The organism is Leisingera daeponensis, assembly GCF_019801465.1.
GTDB classification, from domain to species: Bacteria; Pseudomonadota; Alphaproteobacteria; order Rhodobacterales; family Rhodobacteraceae; genus Leisingera; species Leisingera daeponensis_A.
On record NZ_JAHVJA010000004.1, the window covers coordinates 17,358 to 39,124 of the forward strand.

At 62.3% G+C, this 21,767-nt stretch carries 22 protein-coding genes; 11 read left to right on the forward strand and 11 right to left on the reverse strand.

The window, feature by feature from the left end; all coding sequences use genetic code 11:
• Positions 1 to 7 precede the first annotated feature (7 nt).
• From KUV26_RS11020 to KUV26_RS11030, 3 genes are all read right to left on the reverse strand, one after another.
• Complete coding sequence (locus tag KUV26_RS11020; protein WP_222508377.1) at positions 8 to 1,291, reverse strand: ABC transporter substrate-binding protein; 1,284 nt, start codon at positions 1,289 to 1,291, stop codon at positions 8 to 10.
• 92 nt (positions 1,292 to 1,383) lie between these two features.
• Positions 1,384 to 2,460: a branched-chain amino acid ABC transporter permease gene (locus KUV26_RS11025; RefSeq protein ID WP_222508378.1), complete on the reverse strand. Its 1,077-nt coding sequence runs from the start codon at positions 2,458 to 2,460 to the stop codon at positions 1,384 to 1,386.
• Between the two features lie 74 nt (positions 2,461 to 2,534).
• A complete protein-coding gene (locus KUV26_RS11030; RefSeq protein ID WP_222508379.1) occupies positions 2,535 to 2,798 on the reverse strand; it encodes a hypothetical protein in 264 nt (87 codons plus the stop codon).
• Between the two features lie 102 nt (positions 2,799 to 2,900).
• Between KUV26_RS11030 and KUV26_RS11035 the strand changes: the two genes are divergently transcribed.
• Entirely contained in the window at positions 2,901 to 3,233 is a 333-nt protein-coding gene (locus tag KUV26_RS11035) for an SHOCT domain-containing protein (protein ID WP_222508380.1), read from the forward strand.
• 27 nt (positions 3,234 to 3,260) lie between these two features.
• On the opposite strand, the gene KUV26_RS11040 is transcribed toward KUV26_RS11035, so the two are convergent.
• Both KUV26_RS11040 and KUV26_RS11045 read right to left on the reverse strand, forming a co-directional pair.
• Positions 3,261 to 4,247, reverse strand: coding sequence for a branched-chain amino acid ABC transporter permease (locus KUV26_RS11040; protein ID WP_065268514.1), 987 nt, complete (start codon positions 4,245 to 4,247; stop codon positions 3,261 to 3,263).
• Positions 4,248 to 4,349: 102 nt separating this feature from the next.
• Positions 4,350 to 5,168, reverse strand: a complete 819-nt coding sequence (locus KUV26_RS11045) for an ABC transporter ATP-binding protein (protein WP_222508381.1) — start codon at positions 5,166 to 5,168, stop codon at positions 4,350 to 4,352.
• A gap of 55 nt (positions 5,169 to 5,223) precedes the next feature.
• Between KUV26_RS11045 and KUV26_RS11050 the strand changes: the two genes are divergently transcribed.
• Positions 5,224 to 5,442: a hypothetical protein gene (locus tag KUV26_RS11050; RefSeq protein ID WP_261398736.1), complete on the forward strand. Its 219-nt coding sequence runs from the start codon at positions 5,224 to 5,226 to the stop codon at positions 5,440 to 5,442.
• A 53-nt stretch (positions 5,443 to 5,495) separates the two neighbouring features.
• On the opposite strand, the gene KUV26_RS11055 is transcribed toward KUV26_RS11050, so the two are convergent.
• Entirely contained in the window at positions 5,496 to 7,460 is a 1,965-nt protein-coding gene (locus KUV26_RS11055; RefSeq protein WP_261399855.1) for an AMP-binding protein, read from the reverse strand.
• Between the two features lie 455 nt (positions 7,461 to 7,915).
• Between KUV26_RS11055 and KUV26_RS11060 the strand changes: the two genes are divergently transcribed.
• The 4 genes from KUV26_RS11060 (at position 7,916) to KUV26_RS11075 (ending at position 11,253) form a co-directional block, all read left to right on the forward strand.
• Positions 7,916 to 9,817: a PAS-domain containing protein gene (locus KUV26_RS11060; RefSeq protein ID WP_222508382.1), complete on the forward strand. Its 1,902-nt coding sequence runs from the start codon at positions 7,916 to 7,918 to the stop codon at positions 9,815 to 9,817.
• Positions 9,814 to 10,518, forward strand: coding sequence for a response regulator transcription factor (locus KUV26_RS11065; RefSeq protein WP_222504271.1), 705 nt, complete (start codon positions 9,814 to 9,816; stop codon positions 10,516 to 10,518). Before KUV26_RS11060 ends, KUV26_RS11065 begins: the two co-directional genes overlap by 4 nt.
• Positions 10,519 to 10,585: 67 nt before the next feature.
• Entirely contained in the window at positions 10,586 to 10,984 is a 399-nt protein-coding gene (locus KUV26_RS11070; protein ID WP_222508383.1) for an MAPEG family protein, read from the forward strand.
• Between the two features lie 41 nt (positions 10,985 to 11,025).
• On the forward strand, positions 11,026 to 11,253 hold the full coding sequence (locus tag KUV26_RS11075) for a WGR domain-containing protein (protein ID WP_222504269.1): 228 nt from the start codon (positions 11,026 to 11,028) through the stop codon (positions 11,251 to 11,253).
• Positions 11,254 to 11,326: 73 nt separating this feature from the next.
• Here KUV26_RS11075 and KUV26_RS11080 read toward each other — a convergent pair whose 3' ends face one another.
• Positions 11,327 to 12,526: a Zn-dependent hydrolase gene (locus KUV26_RS11080; RefSeq protein ID WP_222508384.1), complete on the reverse strand. Its 1,200-nt coding sequence runs from the start codon at positions 12,524 to 12,526 to the stop codon at positions 11,327 to 11,329.
• Positions 12,527 to 12,670: 144 nt separating this feature from the next.
• Here KUV26_RS11080 and KUV26_RS11085 point away from each other — a divergent pair, with 144 nt between their 5' ends.
• From KUV26_RS11085 to KUV26_RS11105, 5 genes are read left to right on the forward strand one after another with little or no spacing between them, the layout of a single operon-like run.
• Entirely contained in the window at positions 12,671 to 13,321 is a 651-nt protein-coding gene (locus KUV26_RS11085) for a histidine phosphatase family protein (RefSeq protein WP_222508385.1), read from the forward strand.
• A gap of 21 nt (positions 13,322 to 13,342) precedes the next feature.
• A complete protein-coding gene (locus KUV26_RS11090; protein ID WP_222508386.1) occupies positions 13,343 to 13,957 on the forward strand; it encodes a glutathione S-transferase family protein in 615 nt (204 codons plus the stop codon).
• Between the two features lie 11 nt (positions 13,958 to 13,968).
• Positions 13,969 to 15,021 carry a saccharopine dehydrogenase gene (locus KUV26_RS11095; RefSeq protein ID WP_222508387.1) on the forward strand — a complete coding sequence of 351 codons (1,053 nt, stop codon included), beginning with the start codon at positions 13,969 to 13,971 and terminating at the stop codon, positions 15,019 to 15,021.
• Positions 15,018 to 15,284, forward strand: coding sequence for a SemiSWEET family sugar transporter (locus KUV26_RS11100; protein ID WP_222508388.1), 267 nt, complete (start codon positions 15,018 to 15,020; stop codon positions 15,282 to 15,284). The genes KUV26_RS11095 and KUV26_RS11100 overlap by 4 nt, the downstream gene beginning before the upstream one ends.
• Positions 15,281 to 16,423 carry a saccharopine dehydrogenase family protein gene (locus KUV26_RS11105; RefSeq protein ID WP_222508389.1) on the forward strand — a complete coding sequence of 381 codons (1,143 nt, stop codon included), beginning with the start codon at positions 15,281 to 15,283 and terminating at the stop codon, positions 16,421 to 16,423. The genes KUV26_RS11100 and KUV26_RS11105 overlap by 4 nt, the downstream gene beginning before the upstream one ends.
• 68 nt (positions 16,424 to 16,491) lie before the next feature.
• Here the strand turns inward: KUV26_RS11105 and KUV26_RS11110 are convergent, their stop codons facing one another.
• The 4 genes from KUV26_RS11110 to mutL form a co-directional block, all read right to left on the reverse strand.
• On the reverse strand, positions 16,492 to 16,815 hold the full coding sequence (locus KUV26_RS11110) for a DUF3775 domain-containing protein (protein WP_222504263.1): 324 nt from the start codon (positions 16,813 to 16,815) through the stop codon (positions 16,492 to 16,494).
• Between the two features lie 87 nt (positions 16,816 to 16,902).
• Positions 16,903 to 18,204, reverse strand: coding sequence for an adenylate/guanylate cyclase domain-containing protein (locus tag KUV26_RS11115; protein ID WP_222508390.1), 1,302 nt, complete (start codon positions 18,202 to 18,204; stop codon positions 16,903 to 16,905).
• Positions 18,205 to 19,587 (reverse strand): DNA recombination protein RmuC, encoded by a 1,383-nt coding sequence (rmuC, locus tag KUV26_RS11120; RefSeq protein ID WP_222508391.1) that lies wholly within the window; start codon positions 19,585 to 19,587, stop codon positions 18,205 to 18,207. It lies immediately after the preceding gene.
• Between the two features lie 31 nt (positions 19,588 to 19,618).
• The gene (gene mutL / locus KUV26_RS11125) at positions 19,619 to 21,565 is read right to left on the reverse strand and encodes a DNA mismatch repair endonuclease MutL (RefSeq protein WP_222508392.1); all 1,947 of its coding nucleotides are present in this window, start codon (positions 21,563 to 21,565) and stop codon (positions 19,619 to 19,621) included.
• Positions 21,566 to 21,767 lie beyond the last annotated feature (202 nt).

Below are 21,767 nucleotides of genomic sequence, written 5' to 3' on the forward strand. Positions count from 1 at the left end.
AGACCCCTTAGTTGCAGCGAGGCTCGATGCCGTTCTCTGCAGCGTAAGCGGCGGAGTCCTCTTCGATCAGCTGGCCGATCACTTCACCGTCGGTCGGCATGAAGTCAGAGATCGCATTCCAGGTCTTGGAGCTAGCATCCCACTGCACCACGCCCACAAGGCCGGGACCGCCGTGGTTGTCGCAGCTGACCGTGAACTCCGGCCCGAAGCCCGCCATGCCCAGCGCTTCCATCTTGGCGTTGGTCATTTCCAGCGCTTCCATGCCGTCACGCATCATTGCTGCAGTAATGTCAGCGGTTCCGTGCAGCTCCTGCGCCGTTTTGGCGGCCTCTGCAGCCAGCATCGCCGCATAGAGGCCGCGGTTGTACTGCACCGAACCCAGCTGATCACCAGCGCCAGACGCCTTGCCGGAGTCGACCACAAATTTCTTGAGATCGTCGTAGACCGGGTAGTCCATGCCCAAGCCGGTGAAGGTCAGCGCCTTGTAGCCTGTGGCCTTGTCACCTGCCGGCTCCACGTCAAATTCGGCGCCGGACCACCAGACACCGATGAAGTTTTCCATCGGGAACCGGATGTTGGCGGCTTCCTGGATCGCCACCTGGTTCATCACGCCCCAGCCCCACATCACCACATAATCGGGCTTTTCGCGGCGGATCTGCAGCCACTGCGATTTTTGCTCCTGGCCCGGGTGATCTACCGGCAGCAGGGTCAGCTCAAACCCGTGTTTCTTGGACAGTTCTTCCAGCGTGCGGATCGGCTCCTTGCCGTAGGCAGAGTTGTGGAAGACCAGAGCGATTTTCTTGCCGTTGATGTCGCCGCCGTTGATCTCCAGCAGATGGTTCACCGCGCCGGACGCACCGTTCCAGTAGTTGGCCGGATAATTGAACACGTGGCTGAACACTTCACCGTTAGCCGCCGAGGTGCGGCCATAACCCATGGTGTGCAGCGGGATTCCATCCGCGGTCACCTTGGGGATCAGCTGATAGGTGATGCCGGTGGACAGCGGCTGATAGACCAGCGCGCCTTCGCCCTTGGTCGCTTCATAGCACTCCACCCCCTTTTCGGTGTTATAGCCGGTCTCGCATTCGATCACCTTGGCCTTGACGCCGCCGATGCCGCCATCTCGCTCGTTCAGCAAGGTGAAATAATCGTTGTAGCCGTCAGAGAACGGAATGCCGCCCGCCGCGTAGGGTCCGGTCCGGTAGCTGAGGTCCGGGAACACCAGATCCGCCATTGCCGGACCCGCTGCCATCGCGGCGCCGAGCGCCAGAGTGGTCAGTGTCTTTTTCATCGGCTTAAATCCTCCCTTTGGTCTTATCCGATGGTTGTCTTCAAACGGGGGGTCGTCTTTTTTCTCCCCGCCAGCTCTCCAGGCCGCCCGCGTTAGTGCGGGAAAGGCCACAGTCTCAGTTTTTCTTTGGCAACGCGCCACAGCTGGGCCATGCCGTGCGGCTCTGCGATCAGGAAGACGATGATCAGCGCCCCCACGATCACCAGCTGGAAATGCGCAACAATGTCGGTGGGCCAGTTCAGAAGGTCCACACCCACCACTTTCAGCACCACCGGCAGCAGAACAAGGAAGGCCGCTCCCGCAAAGCTTCCGAAGATTGAGCCCAGACCGCCGAGGATCACCATGAACAGCACCAGAAACGATTTCTGGATGCCAAAGGCCTCGCCGACCTCGACAGCGCCCAGGTAGACCGCAAAGAACAGCGCGCCGGAGATGCCGATGAAGAAACCGGAGACAGCAAAAGCCGTCAGCTTCGCCTTCAGCGGGTTCACCCCGATGATCTCGGCAGCAATATCCATGTCGCGGATCGCCATCCAGGTTCGGCCCACGGTGCCGCGGGTCAGGTTACGGGCAATCAACGCGCAGACCGTCAGGAAGATCAGGCAGAACAGGTAGGTGGCCCAGGCCGGCGCATTGGGCCCGGTGATGATGATGCCGAAGGTATCGCGTTCTGGCGCGTTGATCTGGCCTGAGGCGGAATAGTTGTAGAACCACGGCACCCGGTTGAACAGCCACACCAAAAAGAACTGGGCCGCCAGCGTTGCCACCGCCAGGTAGAACCCCTTGATGCGCAAGGACGGAAGGCCGAACAGCACACAGACAAACGCGGTAATACCGCCCGCCAGGATCACATGAAGGAACATGCTGACCTCCGGGAAGGCAGTCATCAGCTTGTAGCAGGCATAGGCCCCCACCGCCATGAACCCGCCGGTGCCCAGGGACACCTGGCCGCAATAGCCGACCAGGATGTTCAGACCGATCGCCGCGATCGAATAGATCAGGAATGGCAGCAGGATCGCATTGGCCCAGTAATCATTGATCAGGAAGGGGATAAGGCCGAAGGCCACCGCCAGCACCGCATAGTACCGGTAGCGGTCAAACTTGATCGGAAACGTCTGGCTGTCATCGGCATAGGAGACTTTGAAATCCCCGGCTTCACGGTAGAACATGTCTCAGATGCTCCCTTTCTTTTGCGCGTTGGCGATGCTGCCTGCGCGGATACTGTTATTGATTGCGGCGGCGCTCATTCGATCTGCCCCCACTGGGCCTGCGCCGCGTCGCGCTGGTCGCGCGTCATCCGGTTCGACGGTTTTGCATAGCCGCTGCGTTCGCTGCCGCGCACCAGCCGCAAATAGGCGATGATGCCGGTGATCAGCCCGGCCGAGGCCAGCAGCGCCGCGGTCACCACCTGGGTTTCGCTGTAGCTTTCTGCCGTCAGCGCCAGGTAGCCGAAGGCCCAGAAACCGGCCCAGGCAATCACGTTGATGACGGCGAGCTGCTTGGTCATGCCGCACCCCCGGCGTTAACCACTTTGTCAGATTTCCCGGCTTGGACACATTTTGCCCACTTCTTTGTGGAACCCTGTTCGCGGGTAGAGTGAGTGGAACAAATGACCGTGATTTTCGAGGAAATCCGGCGGCTGGAGGCCGCGCGGAAGAGGGGCGACATATCCGAGGCTGACTTTGCAGAGGCAAAGGGCCGACTGCTGGAAACGGTGGAGGATGCAACCGTGCTGCCGCCGTTTGAGTTTGAGCCGCCGCGGCGGCAGGCTTCCAAAGCAGCGCCCGGCCCGTGGGGTACGGTGCTGATCGGGCTGCTGATGGCCGGGCTGCTGACCTTCGTGGCCGGGCAGCTGATCGGCAACATCACCATCGCCTTCACTCTGGTCGCCACGGTCTGCGCCGCCATCGTTGTCGCCGCCTTCCGCCGGCTCGAAGGCTGAGCGTGCCGGGAGCAGATCATATGAGCCTCAGACCCGTTCAATGATCTTCTCCCCGAACAGACCTTGCGGGCGGAACACCAGGAACAAGAGCGCCAGCACATAGGCAAACCAGTTCTCGGTCGCGCCGCCCACCAGCGGGCCGACCGCGAATTCGAACAGCTTTTCGCCGACGCCGATGATCAGGCCGCCAACGATGGCGCCGGGGATCGAGGTGAAGCCGCCCAGCATCAGCACCGGCAGCGCCTTCAGCGCGATCAGCGACAGCGAGAACTGCACACCGGACTTGGTGCCCCAGACGATGCCCGCAACCAGCGCCACGAAACCTGCGACCGACCACACCAGAACCCAGATGAAGTTCAGCGAGATGCCGACCGACAGCGCCGCCTGGTGATCATCCGCCACCGCGCGCATGGCCCGGCCCTGCTTGGTGTACTGGCTGAAAGCCACCAGCCCCGCCACCAGCAGCGCCGCAATCACCGTCGCCACAATATCCAGATTGTCGATAAAGAAGCCGTAGCCGAAGATGTTGAAGGTGGTCTCGTCGATCCACAGGTTGATGCCCTGCGGCAGGCCCACGTCAAGCGTCTTGATCTCGGAGCCCCACATCAGGTCGGCAACGCCTTCCAGGAAGTAGGCCAGACCGATGGTGGCCATGAACAGGATGATCGGTTCCTGCCCAACCAGATGCTTCATCACCAGCACCTGAACCAGCCAGGCCAGCAGCACCATCACGGCAACCGTCAGCGCAATCGCCACGGCGCCCGGAACATTCCAGCCGAAATGGGTGATATGGCCGCCAAAGACCGCGTTGATCAGATGCGAGAACGGCACCTGTCCCTGCATGATCCCCACCAGTGTCATCGCCGCAAACAGCGCCAGAACACCTTGGGCATAGTTGAAGATACCGGAGGCCTTGTAGATCAGGACGAACCCCAGCGCGACCAGCGCATAGAGCACGCCCGCCATCAGGCCGTTGAGCGTCACTTCCATCGCAAAGACGAGTTGTTCGGGCATTAGAGGCTCTCCTCGGAATTCTGCGCTGCGGCGGTGCACAGGCGGTGCACAGGCGGTGTACGGGTGTCACCCTGCCGGGGGGGGGTGTTGCTGCGGTGCAACTCAGTCATGGCTGACCCCCAGGTAGGCGTCGATCACATCCTGGTTGTTGCGCACCTCATCCGGGGTGCCGTCACCGATCTTCTTGCCGTAATCCATCACCACGACCCGGTCGCTGAGGTCCATCACAACGCCCATGTCGTGTTCGATCAGGGCAATGGTGGTGCCGAATTCGTCGTTCACATCCAGGATGAAGCGGGACATATCCTCCTTCTCCTCGACGTTCATGCCGGCCATCGGCTCATCCAACAACAGAAGCTTCGGCTCCGCCGCCAGCGCGCGCGCCAGTTCGACCCGTTTCTTCAAGCCGTAGGGCAGCCGTGCCACTGGCGTCTTGCGGATATGCTGGATCTCCAGGAAGTCGATGATTTTTTCAACCACTTCCCGGTTTTCAGTCTCTTCCGCCTCGGCCTTGCCCTTCCACAACGCTTGGGAAAACAGGCTTGTTTTCATGTAGTTGAGGCGCCCGGTCATGACGTTGTCCAGCACACTCATGCCTTCGAACAGCGCGATGTTCTGGAAAGTACGGGCGATCCCCTGACGCGCAACCTCGTAAGGGCGCATCGGCGGGCGGCGCTTGCCGTGAAACAGCACTTCACCTTCCTGCGGCACATAAAAGCCGGAGATCACATTCAGCATCGAAGACTTGCCGGCACCGTTGGGGCCGATGATCGCGCGGATTTCGCCCTCGCGGATATCAAAGGAGATGTCCTTGATAGCTATCACGCCGCCGAACCGCAGGGTGATGTTCTTCATTTCCATCACCACACCGCCGATGGTGCGGCCGTCCTCGGTGACGTAGCTATCGGAATTATCAAGCATAACAACGGCCTCCATATTTTTGCCGCATAGAAATTTTAAGATTTCCATGCGATACTTGTTCAAAACGAGCAGCAAGGAGATCGACGTTATGTTCGGCGAACTTGAGCATTCCTGCCTTTTGAAGATGGCACTCGAATGCAAGCAGATGGGCCTCAGCCAATCCGAAAGCCTGGCCACCATCATTGAGCAGACACACGGGTTCAGCTCCCCCTTCAAGATCCAGCAGGTGGTCAACACCGCCTACAATCCTGGTCTCAACCCCGACCTGATCTGAGGATCTTCCGGCCTGCCCGGCACGGGGCAGACAGTTTTCCGGCGAAACGTGCATCATTCCGCGGCCACCTTGTGAACCGCTGCCGGTTTCACTTCGGCATCGACGATGGTCAGAGTCGCTTTGATCGAGCCCTTGCGGCCGTCTTCATAGGTCACTTCGGTAACGGTGGAGACCTTCTCCGAGCCGTCGTAGAGCGCGGTGATAATGTCGGCAAATTTCTCCTCGACGATGCGGCGGCGCACCTTGCGGGTGCGGGTCATTTCACCGTCATCGGCATCCAGTTCCTTGTGCAGCACGACAAAGCGATGCACCTGGCAGCCCGACAGCATCGGGTCTTCGGCCACGGACTTGTTCACCGCCGTCACATGCGACCGGATGGTTTCCAGAACCTTCGGATGGCCTGCCAGCTCCTGATAGGAGGCATAGGCGATATTATTGCGCTCCGCCCAGTTGCCGACCGCCGTCAGGTCGATGTTGATAAAGGCCACGCAACGGTCACGGCCATTTCCGAACAGCACTGCTTCCAGGATGTCCGGGTAGAATTTCAGCTTGTTTTCCACATACTTGGGCGCAAACATGCTGCCATCGGCCATCTTGCCCACGTCCTTGGCGCGGTCGATGATCCGCAGGTGGCCGGAACCTTCCTCGAAGAAGCCCGCATCCCCGGTGGCCACCCAGCCCTCTGCATCCTTGGTTGAGGCGGTCGATTCCGGGTTGTTATAATACTCAACAAAGGTGCCGGGCGAGCGGTAGTGGATCTCGCCGTTGTCGTCGATCTTGATCTCAACCTCCGGAGCCGGCACGCCAACGGTGTCTGCGCGCACTTCGCCATCCGGCTGCACGGTGATGAACACTGTGGCCTCGGTCTGGCCGTATAGCTGTTTCAGGTTGATGCCCAGCGAACGGTAGAAATCGAAGATTTCCGGCCCGATTGCTTCGCCTGCGGTATAGCCCACACGGATACGGCCATACCCCAGCGTGTCCTTCAGCGGGCCGTAAACCAGCACATTGCCCAGCGCGTATTTCAGCCTGTCCATCAGGCCCACCGGCTTGCCGTCCAGAATATTGCCGCCGACCTTTTTCGCATGCGCCAGGAAATGGTGGAACATCTTGCGCTTCAGGGTGCTTGCGTCCTCCATCCGGATCATGACGTTCGTCAGTTGGCCTTCGAACACCCGCGGCGGGGCGAAGAAATAGGTCGGCCCGATCTCGCGCAGGTCCGTCATCATGGTGTCCTGGCTTTCCGGGCAGTTCACGCAAAAGCCGCACCAGTAGGCCTGGCCGATCGAGAAGATGAAGTCCCCAACCCAGGCCATCGGCAGGTAGGAAAGAATATTCTCGCCCTGAGACAGATTGTCGAACTCAGAAGAGTTACGCGCGGTTTCAATCACATTGCGGTTTGACAGCACCACACCCTTGGGCTTGCCGGTGGTGCCGGAGGTGTAAAGCATCACGCAGGTGCTATCGTAGTCCAGCTTGGCCTGGCGTGACTGCAGCTCACCGATCAGCTCGTCATGGGCGGCGCGGCCTTGCTCCTGGATGTGGCTGAACTGGTGCAGTTGGGTATGGTCGTATTTCCGCATCCCGCGCGGATCCAGATAGATCATGTGCTCGAACTGCTGAAGCTGGTCCTGGATCTCGATGACCTTGTCAGCCTGCTCCTGATCGCCCACGATCACAAAACGCGCACCGCAGTGGCCCAGCACATAGGCCATCTCCTCCGCCACCGCATCCTGGTAAAGCGGCACAGGCACGGCACCCACCGCCTGCGCAGCAACCATCGACCAGTAAAGGTAAGGACGGTTGCGGCCGATGATGGCAACAAAGTCACCCTCATTCACGCCAAGGTTGATCAACCCCAACGCCAGCGCCTCGATTTCCTTTGCCGTCTCGGCCCAGGTCCAGCATTGCCAAATGCCAAATTCCTTTTCCCGGTAGGCTGGTGCCTCCGTGAATTGCGCCGCATTGCGTTGAAGCAGCGCCGGCAGGGATTGCATCCCTTCGGCGCCCATCTGCATCTGAGCCAACTTTATCTCCTCCCTTTCCGGCGTTACTGCCGGACTGGCCGCTGCCCGCGGCTCTGGCCCCGATTAGGGACAGCAGCAGGGTAGCCCGTCAACTTTTTCCTGATGTTTTCTCAAATCTTACCAATTGTAACACCCTAATCCTCCTTGTTTTTCTTACTGTTACGCCTGACCGTCTCAGCCGGGTACTAAAAATCCCGTTCCATCTGGCCCCAGGCGCCGACTCAGCCGCGTGGGATGCGCACTGCAGGATGATGTTTCGAATCGGGCTAGCGGCAGCGAATCCGGAAACACCAAATCCGCACCTCTGGATCCGTCCGCAGCTTTTTCCGCAGCGCGGCAACCGAAAGGCGACCGGACCTTTGAAGCCGCGGTACATTTGCGCGCCGCGGCCGAATGGCGATTTGCCCCGCAGCCGCCCCGGTGCTAGCCATGACCCGGGGAGTACCATGAACCGGATAAGCAAACAGCACGCCGCCATGACCACCGCCGGGCTGAATTTGATTGCCCAGGCGTTGTCGATCTATGACAACGACCTCCGGCTGGCAGTCTGCAACCGGCGTTTCCAGGAAATGTTCGATCTCCCGGACCATCTGGTTCAGCCGGGCGCGTCCTTTGCCGAAACCATCCGCTATCTGGCCGAAGCGGGGGAATACGCGCCGGAAAACGATATTGAGGACATCGTTCGGAGCCGGGTCGACCAGGCCCTGAATTTCGTGCCCCACTATCTGGAGCGCGAACGCCCCAACGGGCAGACGATTTCAATCGAAGGCTCGCCTCTGCCGCAGGGCGGCTGGGTCACAGTTTATACAGACATCTCCCGTGCAAAACGCGCGGAGCAGCTGCTGCGCTCCCGTTCGGAAGAACTGTCCGAAAAGCTGATTGCCCATACGGAGGAACTGTCTGCTGCCAACAGGCAGCTGGAAGCCACCAACACTGCACTGGAAGAGGCCAAGCGCCAGCTGACTGAAATCGAAGGCCGTACCCGCCTGACGACAGAGATGATGCCCGCCCATATCGCCCATGTGGATGCGGACGGGTATTACACCTATACCAACCGCCGCCTTAGCGCGGTGTTTCCGGGCCGCCCCTCGGAAATCCTCGGAATGCATATCTCGGACGCGCTGGGAGAGACCGCCTTCGACCGGATCGAGCCGCATCTGCTGGCCGCCTACAAGGGCAGCAGCCCGGTGTTCGAATTCACCGAAAGCCACGGCAGCCGCCGGATCCGGGTGGCCTTCACTCCTGATCAGCAGGGCGGTGTCTATATTCTGTCAATGGATGTGACCGAGGAAACCCAGGCCCGTGTCGCCCTGCAGCAGGCCCGCCGCCGCGAGATGGCTGCGCAGATGACCAGCGGCCTGGCGCATGATTTCTCCAACCTTCTGACCATCATCTTGGGCATGCAAGGAAAGCTGGAAAAGATGGGATTGGGCGGCGAAGCCGGCGAATTGGTGCAGGGCACCCTGTCGGCCGCCCGGCGCGGCGGGCGGCTTTTGAACCGGATTGCCGAAATGACCAGCCAGCGCACCCTGCGCCCGCAGGCCACCGATATGCACGCCCTGCTGGATGAGCTGAAGGTGCTGGCTTCGCCGTCGCTGCCGCAGGGCGTGGGACTCAGCATTCTTGATAACCTGCCGGATCAGGTGCTGCTGCTCGACGCAGGAAAGCTTCAGGATGCGCTCTTGAACCTGATACTAAACGCCCGCGACGCCTGCGGCACGTCTGGTCAGATCACCGTCAGCGCCCATGCGGTCGGCCAGACCTGGGTCGAAATCACCGTGACCGATACCGGCCCCGGCTTCTCGCCGGAGGCGCTGGAAAAAGCGCTCAACCCGTTCTTTACCACCAAAGGCAGCGAAGGCTCCGGCCTCGGCTTGCCGATGGTTTATGATATGGCCAAACTGGCCGGAGGCGATATGCGGATCGGCAACGGCATCACTGGTGCCGCGATCACCCTGCGCCTGCCCTACCGCCCGGCCCCGGACGCGGGCGGCGGCATGGCCTTGCTGGTTGAGGACAGCGAGGAGCTGCGCGCAGCCTTCCGCGATATGCTGACCGACCTCGGCTTTTCGGTTATCGAGGCCGCCAGCGTCGACGAGGCCTGCGCGCTGACAGCTGACCTGCCGGACATTGCTCTGGTACTGTCGGACATCAAGCTGGAAGGCAGTGCCACCGGTATAGACCTCGCTACACGGCTGGAGGGCTCCGGTCTGCCCTGCATCCTGATGACCTCTCTGCCCGTCAGCGACCCGCTTTTCCGCAAGGCATTGAAATGCGGCCCGGTTTTGCGCAAACCTTTCACCATCCACCAGCTTTCCGAGCTGATCCAACCGGAGCCCGCCGAATGACATCGCCCCTGGTCACCATCCTGGATGACGAGCCGGAAATCCGGCAGATCCTGACCGACACTTTGGAGGATGCAGGCTTCCGCACCCAAAGTTTTTCCCGCGCCCGCGAGTTCGAGGCTGCGCTGAACCGGGTGACACCTGACGTCTGCCTGGTCGACTTGTCCCTGCCGGATACCGACGGCCTGGCGCTGGTGCACCGGCTGGCCCTGGAACAGGGGGCCGCAGTCATTATCATATCCGGCCGCGCCCAGGTGCAGGACCGGGTGACCGGGCTGGAGCTTGGCGCCGATGATTACATCACTAAGCCGTTCGACCCGGCAGAGGTCGTGGCCCGTGTCCGGGCCCGGCTGCGCAGCGGCCCGCGCACAGCTGCACCGGCCAGCAACACCGCCCGCTTTGCCAGCTGGACCGCTCATTTTGACCGTTACGTGCTGGAGGACGAAAACGGTGCGGAAACCCCGTTCTCCCATGCTGAGGGTGAGGTGCTGCGGCTGTTCCTGAACAGCCCCAAGCGGCTGATCTCCCGCGCGCAGATGCAGGAAATGCTGGGCGGCGCAGCCGGGGACAGCTTTGACCGGGCGATGGATGTGCGCATTTCCCGCCTGCGCACCAAGCTCCGCGAAGATCCGAAGAACCCCCGGCTGATCAAGACCATCTACGGGGCGGGTTATATCTTTCTGGGTGATGTAGACTGGGACTGACCCCCTTCAGGTAGAAAATCGCATGTTCCGCGCTACGCTCAGTCTGGTCAATCAGAAGGAGCGGAAGATGACGCAGTTGCAGTATTTTACAGCCCTATCCGGGCTCTGGCTGGCGCTAGCCTGGCTGCCTTACATTCTGGACCGGGTCATGGTCCGCGGACTGATGGGGGCGATGGCCAATCCCGGCCCCAGCGACCTGCCGCAATCACTCTGGGCTCAGCGCGCGCACCGGGCGCATATCGTGGGCGTAGAACTGTTTGCCGCTTTTGCGCCGCTGGCCATTCTGGCGATGCTGGTGCTGCCGGCAGAAAACCAGCCCGGCACTCTGGGCCTGACTTTCTTTATCGGCATGATCGCGCATTACATCATCTACACCATCGGCATACCGGTTCTGCGCACCCTGGCCTTTGCGGTGGCGGCGCTGTCTTCCGTGCTTCTGGGTCTCACGCTCCTCGGCGCAGCATAGAGTTTCTTGCCCGGGCGAATCACTTGGCATAGAATCAGCTCATGGCCACCTGTCTGCTCTACCGCCAAGCCCCTTCGCGCCCGTCGCGGTTCTACCGCATTGAGCTGGCGATGAACCTGTTTTCCGAAGTCTCCGTGCTGCGGGAATGGGGCGTGGCCGGCGGCAACGGGCAAAGCGTGATCAACATCTATGGCAACCTGCGCGAGGCATCTCTGGCTGCCGACAAGCACCGCAACCGGATGATCAAACGCGGCTACGGCCGGGCCTGACCCGCGCCGCGCCAGCGGCGCCCGGCCCAACTGTGCCGGGCCTCCGGCAGGAGGGCCGGAAACAGGCGGGAGATCACCCGGCCAAGGCCCGGGCGGCCCGGTTCAGCACCTGCAGCCCCAGCACCAGTTCAGCCTCTTCCGTGTCTTCGTCAAAGGCATGGCTGATGCCGCCAATCGAAGGGACAAACAGCATCCCCGCAGGCATCACCGTTGCCAGGCTGGCCGCATCATGCAGCGCGCCTGAAGGCATCTTTTGCCACTTGCCGGGTGCCAGCGCCTCCGCTGCGTCAGCCAGTCCCGCCTGAAACCGTGCATCCATCGCCGCCGGTTCTATGCCCATTACCGGGCCGAGCTCAGCCCTTACACCGTGAGCCGCTGCAATCTTCTGTGCGGCTTCCTTGATAATTTCCTCCATCCGCGCCAGCCGGTCTGCATCCGCGTCGCGCCACTGCATGGAAAACACCGCCCGGCCCGGAACAACAGAGGACGCATTGGGATGCAGCGCCAAATGGCCGATGGTCCAGACCGTTGCAGGCGTCACCACATTTGCAAAGCGGCTGTTTAGAGCCGTATTGAAGGCGGAAAGCGCCTGGAACGCATCCCGACGCAGATGCATCGGCGTGGTCCCTGCGTGGTTCTGGCGGCCTTCGAACGTGATGCGCATGTCGCGGATGCCGACAATATCCGTCACCACCCCAAGCCCAAGCCCGGTCTCCTCCAGGTACGGGCCCTGCTCGATATGCATCTCCAGAAAGCCGGTGAACCTGTCATGCGGCAGAAACTCCCCGGCCAGCTCCGCCATCCTGCCGCGCATGTCCGCAAGCGTATTGCCCTGATTGTCGGCAAACCCATCCGCCTCCGTCAGTGACAGCTTGCCGCTCCAGACGTCCGAGCCGGTCAGCACTCCGAACCGCCCTTCCTCATCTTGGAAGCTGACGCAAGAAATGGACGGCACGCCATCCTCCTTAGCCGCCCTCGCAATTTCCAGCCCGGCGATCACGCCCAGCGCCCCGTCCAGCCAGCCGCCTTCGGGCTGACTGTCGCTGTGCGACCCCAGCAGCAGGCTCTTCTCCGCGGCCAGGCCAAAGAGATTGCCGAGAGGGTCGAAATGCGGCTCTAACCCGGCCTCTTTCATCCGTCCTGCCAGCCATTTGCGCGCAGCGATGTCGGCATCCGAGTAGGCCTGCCGCACCACCCCCTTGCCCACACCTGACGCGCCAAAGCTGCGAAGTTTGTGCAGATCCTCAAGAAAGCGCTGAGGGTCGATCGGCATGGCAGGTCTCCTATCTGGCTACAGCACACTGGGCCAAGTTTTCCTCGGCCTCAACGAATTTGATCCTGGCGGCGGCAAGCCTGCCCTTTTCTCTGCCTGCAAGCTCCCCTAAGACTCCCCCGGTAACAACGGAGCCGCCCGCCCATGTCCCACATCACGCTGATCCGCCACGGCCAGGCCAACACCCAGGCCCGCGACGAGGCCAGCTATGACCGGCTCAGCGATCTGGGCCACCAGCAGGCGGCCTGGCTGGGTGATCACCTGCGGTCCAGCGGCAGCCATCATCCGCGCATCTATTGCGGCACGCTGACCCGGCATATCGAAACAGCCGCCTCGATGGGTTTTGCGGAACCTGTGCAGGACGCCCGGCTGAACGAGATGGAATACTTCACACTTGCCGAAGCAATGCGCGACCAGCACGGCCTGCCCATTCCGGAAGAGCGTGAGGGGTTTGTCGACCATCTTCCAAAGGTCTTTGCCGCATGGGCGACAGGCGACATCGCAGCCCCCTACGAAAGCTGGGAAAACTTCGAGACCCGCACCCGGCAGGCGCTGGAAGAGATCGCGGCAGGTGACGGGCCTGCCTTGGTTGTGACCTCCGGCGGGTTAATCTCGATGGCGCTGCGCCAAGCGATGGGGCTGGATACTGCAGGCATGGCCCGGATTGCCTTGGCGGTGATGAACACTTCCATGCACCGGCTGTTCCCGATCGGCGGCCACTGGAGCCCGGTTTTGTTCAACGCGGTGCCGCATCTGGAAGCGCCGGACCGGCATTTTGCCCAGACACATCTCTGAGACACGAACGGGAGGGACGACATGCAGCTCTACTACGCCCCCAATACCATTTCGGTGGCAGCGGCTATCGCGCTTGAGGAAACCGGAATCGAATATGAGGCAGTGAAGATCGACTTTGCCGCCAAGGAGCAGACCGGTGCGGCCTATGCCCAGATCAACCCCAAGGGCCGGGTACCGGCGCTGGCGGTGGAAGGCGGCATCCTGACCGAGACAGGCGCCTTGCTGGAATACATCTCAGACATGGCGCCCGAGGCGTCTTTGCGCCCGCAGGACCCGGTGCTTCTGGCCCGCATGCGCGAGGTGATGTTCTACCTCGCCTCGACCATGCATGTGAACCACGCGCACAAACTGCGCGGTGCCCGCTGGGCCAAGGAGCGGACCAGCTGGAAAGACATGCAGAAGATGGTGCCCCAGACCATGGCGGCCTCCTGCGAATACATAAGCCAGTTCGGGCTGCGCGGGCCCTTTGTGCTGGGCGACACGGTCAGCCTCGCTGATTGCTACCTTTACGTGGTCTGCACCTGGCTGGAAGGCGACGGGGTGACCACTGCGGACTTTCCCAAAATCCAGAACTTCATGACGGCAATGGAACAGCGCCCATCCGTGCGCGCAGTTTATGCCAAGGGAATGCTTTGAAGGACATGACAATGACGCATCTGTGGGTACGGGCCGAGCAGCGCCCCAACGAAGACCGGGTTGGCCTCACCCCCGAAGGCGCCAAGACGCTGCTGGCCGCGGGCATCAAGGTCACGGTCGAGGAAAGCTCTGTGCGGGCAATCCCGCTGCAGGGCTACATTGATGCAGGCTGCGAAATTGCACCGGAAAACTCCTGGCCCGGCGCGCCTGCGGACGCGATCATCTTCGGCCTCAAGGAACTGCCTGAAGACGGCACCCCGCTGCCGCACCGCCACATCATGTTCGGCCATGCCTTCAAGGGCCAGCACTCCGGCAAGGCGCTTTTGGAGCGGTTCAAGGCCGGCGGCGGCACGCTTTATGATCTGGAATATCTGGTGGACGAGACCGGCCGCCGGGTGGCTGCCTTTGGCTACTGGGCGGGCTATGCCGGCGCCGCGGTGACGCTGAAATCATGGGCCGCTCAGCAGCGCGGCGAGCTGTGCGGGCCGGTTGGCGTTTATCCCGGCAAGGACGCGCTGCTGTCAGATCTGGGCGCAGAACTTGACGCGCTGAACATGGACCGCCCGACCGCCATCGTGATCGGCGCGCTTGGCCGGGTTGGAACCGGTGCGGCTGATCTTTGCGAGGCAATGGGCGTCGCCGTCACCAAATGGGACATGGCCGAGACCGCTAGCGGCGGCCCGTTCCCGGAAATCCTGGCCCATGACCTGTTCCTGAACTGTATCTTCGCGCGCCCGGGCACCCCGGTCTTTGTGCCCCGTGAAGCTTTGAGCGCGGACCGCAAGCTGACCGCCATCGGCGATGTCGCTTGCGATCCGGACAGCGACTACAACCCGGTGCCGGTCTATGACCGCGCCACCACCTGGGAGGCCCCCGCCCTGCGTGTTGCCGAAAACCCGGTGCTGGACGTGATGGCGATCGACAACCTGCCGTCGATGCTGCCGGTGGAAAGCTCCGAGGATTACGCCGCCCAGCTGCTGCCCTCGCTGCTGACGCTCACCGATCTGAATAGCGGTGTCTGGGGCCGGGCCAAGGCCACCTTCCTGGAGCATCTGCCCGAATGACCGCAACCTCCATCGGATTTCTGGCGGCCATCCTTGGCACGGTTTGCTGGCTCCCTCAAGCCTGGAAAGCCTGGGCCACGCGCGATACGGCGGGGCTGTCCCTGCCAGCCAATCTGATGTTTCTCGGAACCGTCAGCCTGTGGCTGATCTATGGGCTGCTGATGGGCGATGCGCCTATCATCCTTGCCAATGCCTGCTCCATCGTCATCGTGCTGGCGATCATCGGAGCAATTCTGAAATACAAGAAAGGGACTGACACATGACTATTCACTGGTGCGGCACCGGCCTGTCGGCAATCCCCGGCCTGCGCCGCCTGCTGGAAGCCGGCCACGACGTGGCGGTCTGGAACCGGACCACCGACAAGGCGCGCGGCGCCGTCGGCGATCTGACCACCAACATCCACGCCTTCAGCATCGCCAACCTGGCCCAGATGCTGAGCCCCAAGGACGTGATCGTGTCGATGCTGCCGGGCGACTGGCATGTGCCTCTGGCCGAGCTGGCGATTGAGCGCGGCGCTCATTTTGTCTCCTCCTCCTACATCGCGCCGGAAATGCGCGCGCTGGAGCAGAAGGCGAAAGATGCAGGTGTCTGCCTGATCAACGAGGTGGGACTGGATCCTGGCATCGACCACCTGATGGCGCATGCGCTGGTTGCCGACTACAAGGCCTCTGATGCCTTTGACCCGGCCAACGAGATCAGCTTCATCTCCTACTGCGGCGGCATTCCCAAGACGCCGAACCCGTTCCGCTACAAATTCAGCTGGTCGCCTTTGGGCGTGCTGAAGGCGCTGCGCTCGCCGTCGAAGTCGATCCGCGATTTCAAGGAACTGGACGTCGCCCGCCCCTGGGACGCGATCTCCTCCTATGAGGCGCCTCTGCCCGCGCCGGAAAGCTTCGAGGTCTACCCGAACCGCGACTCGATCCCCTTCATGTCCCAGTACGAATTCGGCGAGGACTGGAAAGTGAAGGAATTCGTCCGCGGCACCCTGCGCCTCAACGGCTGGGCCGATGCCTGGGCGGATGTGTTCAAGCAGGTCGAAACCCTCTCCGGCCCCGAAGGCGACTCCCGCCTCAAGGAAATGTCGGATCAGTTCTGGGCCGAGAATGCCTATGACGAGGGTGAGCCGGACCGGGTGGTGCTCTGCGTGGGCCTGAAAGCCGAGAAAGACGGCGCCGAGGTCTGGCACAAGACCTATGTCATGGACGCCTGGGGCGACGAGCGCGGCAGCGCTATGGCGCGCTTGGTGTCCTATCCTGTGTCCTTTGCCATCGAGGCTGCAATGAACGGCAAGATCGCCGCCGGCGTCCACGCTGCGCCCAGCGACCCCGCCCTGGTCGGGAAGTGGATGGCTGAGATCGGCAAGCTGGCTCAGCACCTCGAGGTTGTTGACAGCAAGGTCTGACTTCAGTTCCCAAAATAGAGGGCGCCGGATTGCGGCGCCCTTTAGCATTGCGAACCGAACCTGCGGCTTCAGCGGCCGATCACATCGTCCTCGACATCATTGACATCGATGCCCAGCGCTTCCAGCCCGGCCTCCAGATTGTCCGCCAGATGCGGTGTGCCAAGCAGGTAGTCGACGGTCGGCGTGGTTGCCTCCTGGCGCGCGGTATAGATTGCTTCAGCCAGCTCCTCCGGTTCGAAACTGCCGCGGCCAACCCACATGATGCCGACCAGCTCGGACTGCTGGTCCTCGCTCATCCGGTCGATGAAAGCGCGCAGCTCGCCCTCGGCCCGTCCCAGCTCCCGGGCCATCATCGCCACCTGTGCCACCTTGCGGGCTGAGATCTCCAGCATTGCTCCATTCCTTCTGTTCGCTGTCTCATCATATCAAACCGCAGGCAAAACACCTAAGTCTTTGATCTGAGGCAAATGAAGCCGAGCCTATTCCTGCGCCTTGCCGAAGAGCGCGAGCCTCTTGCTGCGCCCGCGCAGGACCTCTGCCGGCAGCGGTTCCCAGCCGTTTCGCGCGGGCTCCACCCCGGCTTGCTTCAGCAGCGCCTCAGAGGCAATCACCGCCATGCCATGCTCCTTGGTCAGCTGCTCCAGCCGCGCCGCTGTGTTCACCGTGTCGCCGAAAACGGAGTATTCCAGCCGCTCCTGTGTGCCGGTCACGCCTGAGAAGACGTCGCCCCAGTGCACACCGATCCCGGCTGCCATCCCCCTGTCACCCGCCTGCTCCCGCATCCGGAACCATGCGGCAACTTCCGCCGCCAGGCCTTCGGCACAGTCCAGCGCCCTGACCGCTGCCAGTTCCCCTTCAAACAGGATCATCGCCGCGTCACCGATGTATTTGTCGATCAGCCCGCTTGTCCGGCCCGCCACATCCTCCACCCGGCTGCGGAACTCTGTAATCAGGCTGCTGACTTCATGCGGTTCGCGTCCCTCGCACCAGCTGGTGAAGCCCCGGATGTCGATGAACAGGATTGCCATCTGCTGCTGGCGGCCCTCCTGCAGGGCTTCCAGCCCGCCCCCGGCCAGTCGCTCCGCCAGCTGGGCCGGCAGGTAGCGGGTCAGGTTAGCCTTTTGACGCGCCTCTTCCAGAGAGCGGTGCAGCAGGCTGCGCATCCGCACCGCAGCCACCACCAGAACTGCGCCTGCCAGGCACAACATCACCAGCCGCATGAAATTCGGCGGCGAATCCAAGGTCAGCCGGATCCGTTCAACAAGGTCCGGCGCAGCTTCAGGCGGCTGCCACAGGATCATCCAGCCAAATCCGGCTGCAATCAGCACCAGCATCACCGCAAGCCGCAAGGGGCTGAGCCGCAGCACTCCGAAGGCCAGCACAACCGGGGCCATCCACACGGCCGGCATGGCAAAGATTGCTGCACCGGGCACCCCGGTATTCACCAGTGAAAGAAAGGCATTCAAAAGAAGAAAGGTGCAATCGGTAAAAACCGCCAGCCAGATCATCCAGGGCTTGAACAGCCCCCTGCCGATCATCCAATAAATCAGCACACCAACTGCCAAGTAGGAAAGCATGGTGACCATTGCCAGCCCGATCTGGCGCCGCAAGTGCGGCTCATCAACCACCCGCACTGAATCAAGGGCCAGTGTCATTGCCAGCATCAGGCCTAGTGCCACTGCGATCCGCAGAAGCGCGACGATACGTTCTGCCTCAACCTCTGCAGCCCGCAGCGCCGCCTCTCCCGCAGCTCCTGCACGCAGTGCCGGCGGCAGCCGCATCTACTCCTCCGCCAGAAGCGCCACCTGGCGCGGCTCGACTTCCACCTGGCCGGGATCTTCCAGTTCTGCTCCGTTTGCCACCACGCCCATCGCTTCAAACCGGCGGGCGGACGGCAGCACCCGGGCCTCGAGCGATCCCACTGCCTTGTTGTAGTTGTTCACCGAGGAAGACAGAGAGCGGCCAACCGAAGCCAGGTTCTTGGAGAAGGTCGCCAGCCGGTCATACAACTCCTTGGCGGTTTTCTGAACTTCGACCGCGTTTTCCGCCATCTTCTCCTGCTGCCAGCCATAGGCGATCGACTTGACCAGCGCCATCAGCGTGGTCGGGGTCGCAATCAAAACCTTGTTTTCAAAGGCGTACTCGATCAACCCCGGATCGGCTTCGGCCGCGGCGGAGACAAAGGTCTCGCCGGGGATGAACATCACCACGAAATCAGGCGTCTCGCCGAGGGCGCTTTGATAAGATTTAGAGGACAGCTGGCGCACATGGGTCTTCACATGGTTTGCATGACGGGCAAGTGCCGCCTGCTGCTGATCCGGCGTCTCCGCCTCCAGCGCGTCCAGATAGGCCTCCAGCGGTGTCTTGGCATCCACCACAATGCTCTTGCCGCCGGGAATGCGCACCACAGCATCAGGCCTGCGCAGGCCCTCATCGGTGCCGACGCTCTTCTCCAGCTCGTAATCCACGTGTTCGGCCATGCCGGCCATCTCGAACACCTGGCGCAGCTGCATCTCGCCCCAGCGGCCGCGGGTCTTGGGCGCCCGCAGCGCCTGCACCAGCTTGCGGGTTTCGCCGCCCAGCGCCGCCTGGCCCTCGGCCAAGTGCTTCACCTGCGCCTGGATCGCACCGTAGGCTTCGTTGCGGGCCTGCTCGATCTCCTTGATCCGCTCGCCGAACTGGCCCAGTTTCTGATCCAAGGGCTTCACCAGGCTTTCGATCGCCGCATGGCGCTTGGCCAGGTCCGCGTCCGCTGTCTTGCTGTGCGCCTGAAAGCGTTCGCTGACCAGGCTCAGGAAGCTTTCGGAATTCTGCTTCAGCACACCATTGGCCAGCGCGGCAAACTTGTGCTCCATCTGCTGGTTCATGTGATTGAGCTCTTCCAGCCGTGCCGCATGCTCCGCTTTCAAAGCCTGCACCTGAGCCTCCGCCTGATAGCGCGCGGCGCGCTCGTTCTCGCTGGTGCGGCGCAGGGTGGCCAGTTCATCCGTCAGTTCCGGCAGCCGCGCCACCTCAGCCCTCAGCCCGGCGATGTGGCTGCGCTGATCCGCGTTCATCTGCTCCAGCTGCCGCGCCGTTCCGCGCAGCCGCAGGCCAGCCAGCGCAAGAATGGCGGCCAGTCCCGCCAGCGCATAGATAGCCCATTGGGCCTGTTCCAGTGTCACTGCTCGTCCTCCCTTTACCGGGGGTTCTTGTTCATGTGCGCCCGAACAGGCGCTCGATATCTGCCAGTTTCAGTTCCACGTAGGTCGGCCGGCCATGGTTGCACTGGCCGGAATGGGGTGTTGCCTCCATTTCCCGCAAAAGCGCATTCATCTCCTCCCCCCGCATCCGGCGGCCAGAACGGATCGAACCGTGGCAGGCAACCCGGCTTAGGATCGCTTCCACCCGCGCTTGGACAAGCTGGCTTTCGCCCTGGTCCGACAACTCGTCCAGGATGTCCTTGATCATCGCCTCGGCGTTGACTTCGCCCAAAATCGCCGGAGTTTCCCGCACCGCAATGGCATTGCCGCCAAACGCCTCGATGCCGAGGCCAAACTTCGAGAGTTCGTCTGCCACGCCCAAGAGGCAGGCGCAGTCATTGTCGCTCAGCTCGACGATCTCCGGGATCAGCAGGGCCTGTGCCGCGACACCGTTTTCGGCCACCTGCTTCTTCAGCTTTTCATAGACCAGCCGCTCATGCGCGGCGTGCTGATCGACAATCACCATGCCGTCGGCGGTTTGGGCGATGATGTAGTTTTCATGCACCTGGCCGCGCGCCGCGCCAAGCGGCAGGGCTTCGGCCCCGGGCGCGGCGGCTTCTGGCGCATCCGAGGACTGACCCGGGGCCATCGGGGCCTCCGGCGTTTCTGTCACCCGGCCGCTGTAAGCGCCCGCCAGCTCTGCAAAGCCTGGAGACGCCGGGGGCTGATAGGCGGGCGCGGGCGCAAAGCTTTCCGGCTGCTGCGCCGCATAAGATGCCGAACGCGCGCCATAGGAGGGCCGGTCCATCTGATAGACCCGCGGCGCGCCGCTGGCGGTGGGCTGCTCCGCCTTCATCGCCCCCAGCGTGGCACCTGCCACGGTGGTCGAGGCGCGATGCCCGGCTTCCGCCAGCGCATGGCGCAGGGAAGAGACGATCAGCCCCCGCGCCAGCCCCGGATCGCGGAACCGCACCTCGGACTTGGCCGGATGCACGTTCACGTCAACCAGCTGCGGATCGCAATCGATGAACAGCGCCGCCGCCGGGTGACGGTCGCGGCTGAGGAAATCGAAATACGCCGCCCGCAAGGCACCAGTCAGCATCTTGTCCTTCACCGGCCGGGTGTTCACGAACAGGAATTGCGCTACTGCCGCACCGCGCGAATAGGTCGGCAGCGCCGCATAGCCGTACAGCCGGATACCCTCACGGGTGGCGTCGATCTTTAGCGCGTTCTCGGCAAACTCCCGCCCGAGCACCGAGGCCAGCCGCCCGTGCAGCGCATCGAACAAGTCGCCGGACAGCGGATCAGCCCGGAAGGTGACCCGCCCCTCGCCGCCGCCCGAGACGTCGCGCAGAGTAAAGCCCACCGAGGGTTCCGCCATCGCCAGCCGTTTCACCGTGTCCCCGATCGCCTGCGCTTCGGCCCGGTCGGTTCGCATGAACTTGAGCCGGGCAGGCGTTGCAAAGAACAGGTCGCGCAGCTCGACAATGGTGCCTGTGCGCAGAGCCGCCGGCTTCACCGGTTCCAGCTTGCCGCCCGACACCCGGATTTGCGCCGCTTCATGGCCCGCTGCCCGGCTGGTGATGGTCAGCCGCCCGACAGCGCCCAAGCTTGGCAGCGCCTCGCCCCGGAAGCCGAAGGTGTGGATATTCAGCAGGTCGGAGCCATCGATCTTAGAGGTCGCATGGCGGCTCAGCGCCAGCGGCAGGTCCTCAGGCGTCATGCCGCAGCCGTCGTCGGTCACCCGGATCAGCGTTTTGCCGCCATCGGAGATCTCCACAGTGATCCGTGTTGCGCCGGCGTCTATGGCGTTTTCCACCAGTTCCTTGACCGCTGAGGCGGGGCGTTCCACTACCTCGCCAGCAGCAATCCGGTTGATGGCGCTGTCGTCCAGCTGGCGGATGACCGGTCGGCCGTCTGACACTATTTTTTCGCGGATATGGGGTTCTGCACTGCTCATACCGCTAAATTTAGCATGTGTGCGCGATTCTGCCACAGGAATGCGCACCCGCCCAACGCCGGCGTTTCGGGATAGGAAGGCCGCTTGCAGGCCTTGCGCCTCGCGGTATTCCGCCTCCCCAGCCCCCTTGCCATGCATTTTTGTCCACTTAGTCAAAAAATATGCCGGTCTGCCGGGCCGCTCGCTTGCCAAGATGCCGCAC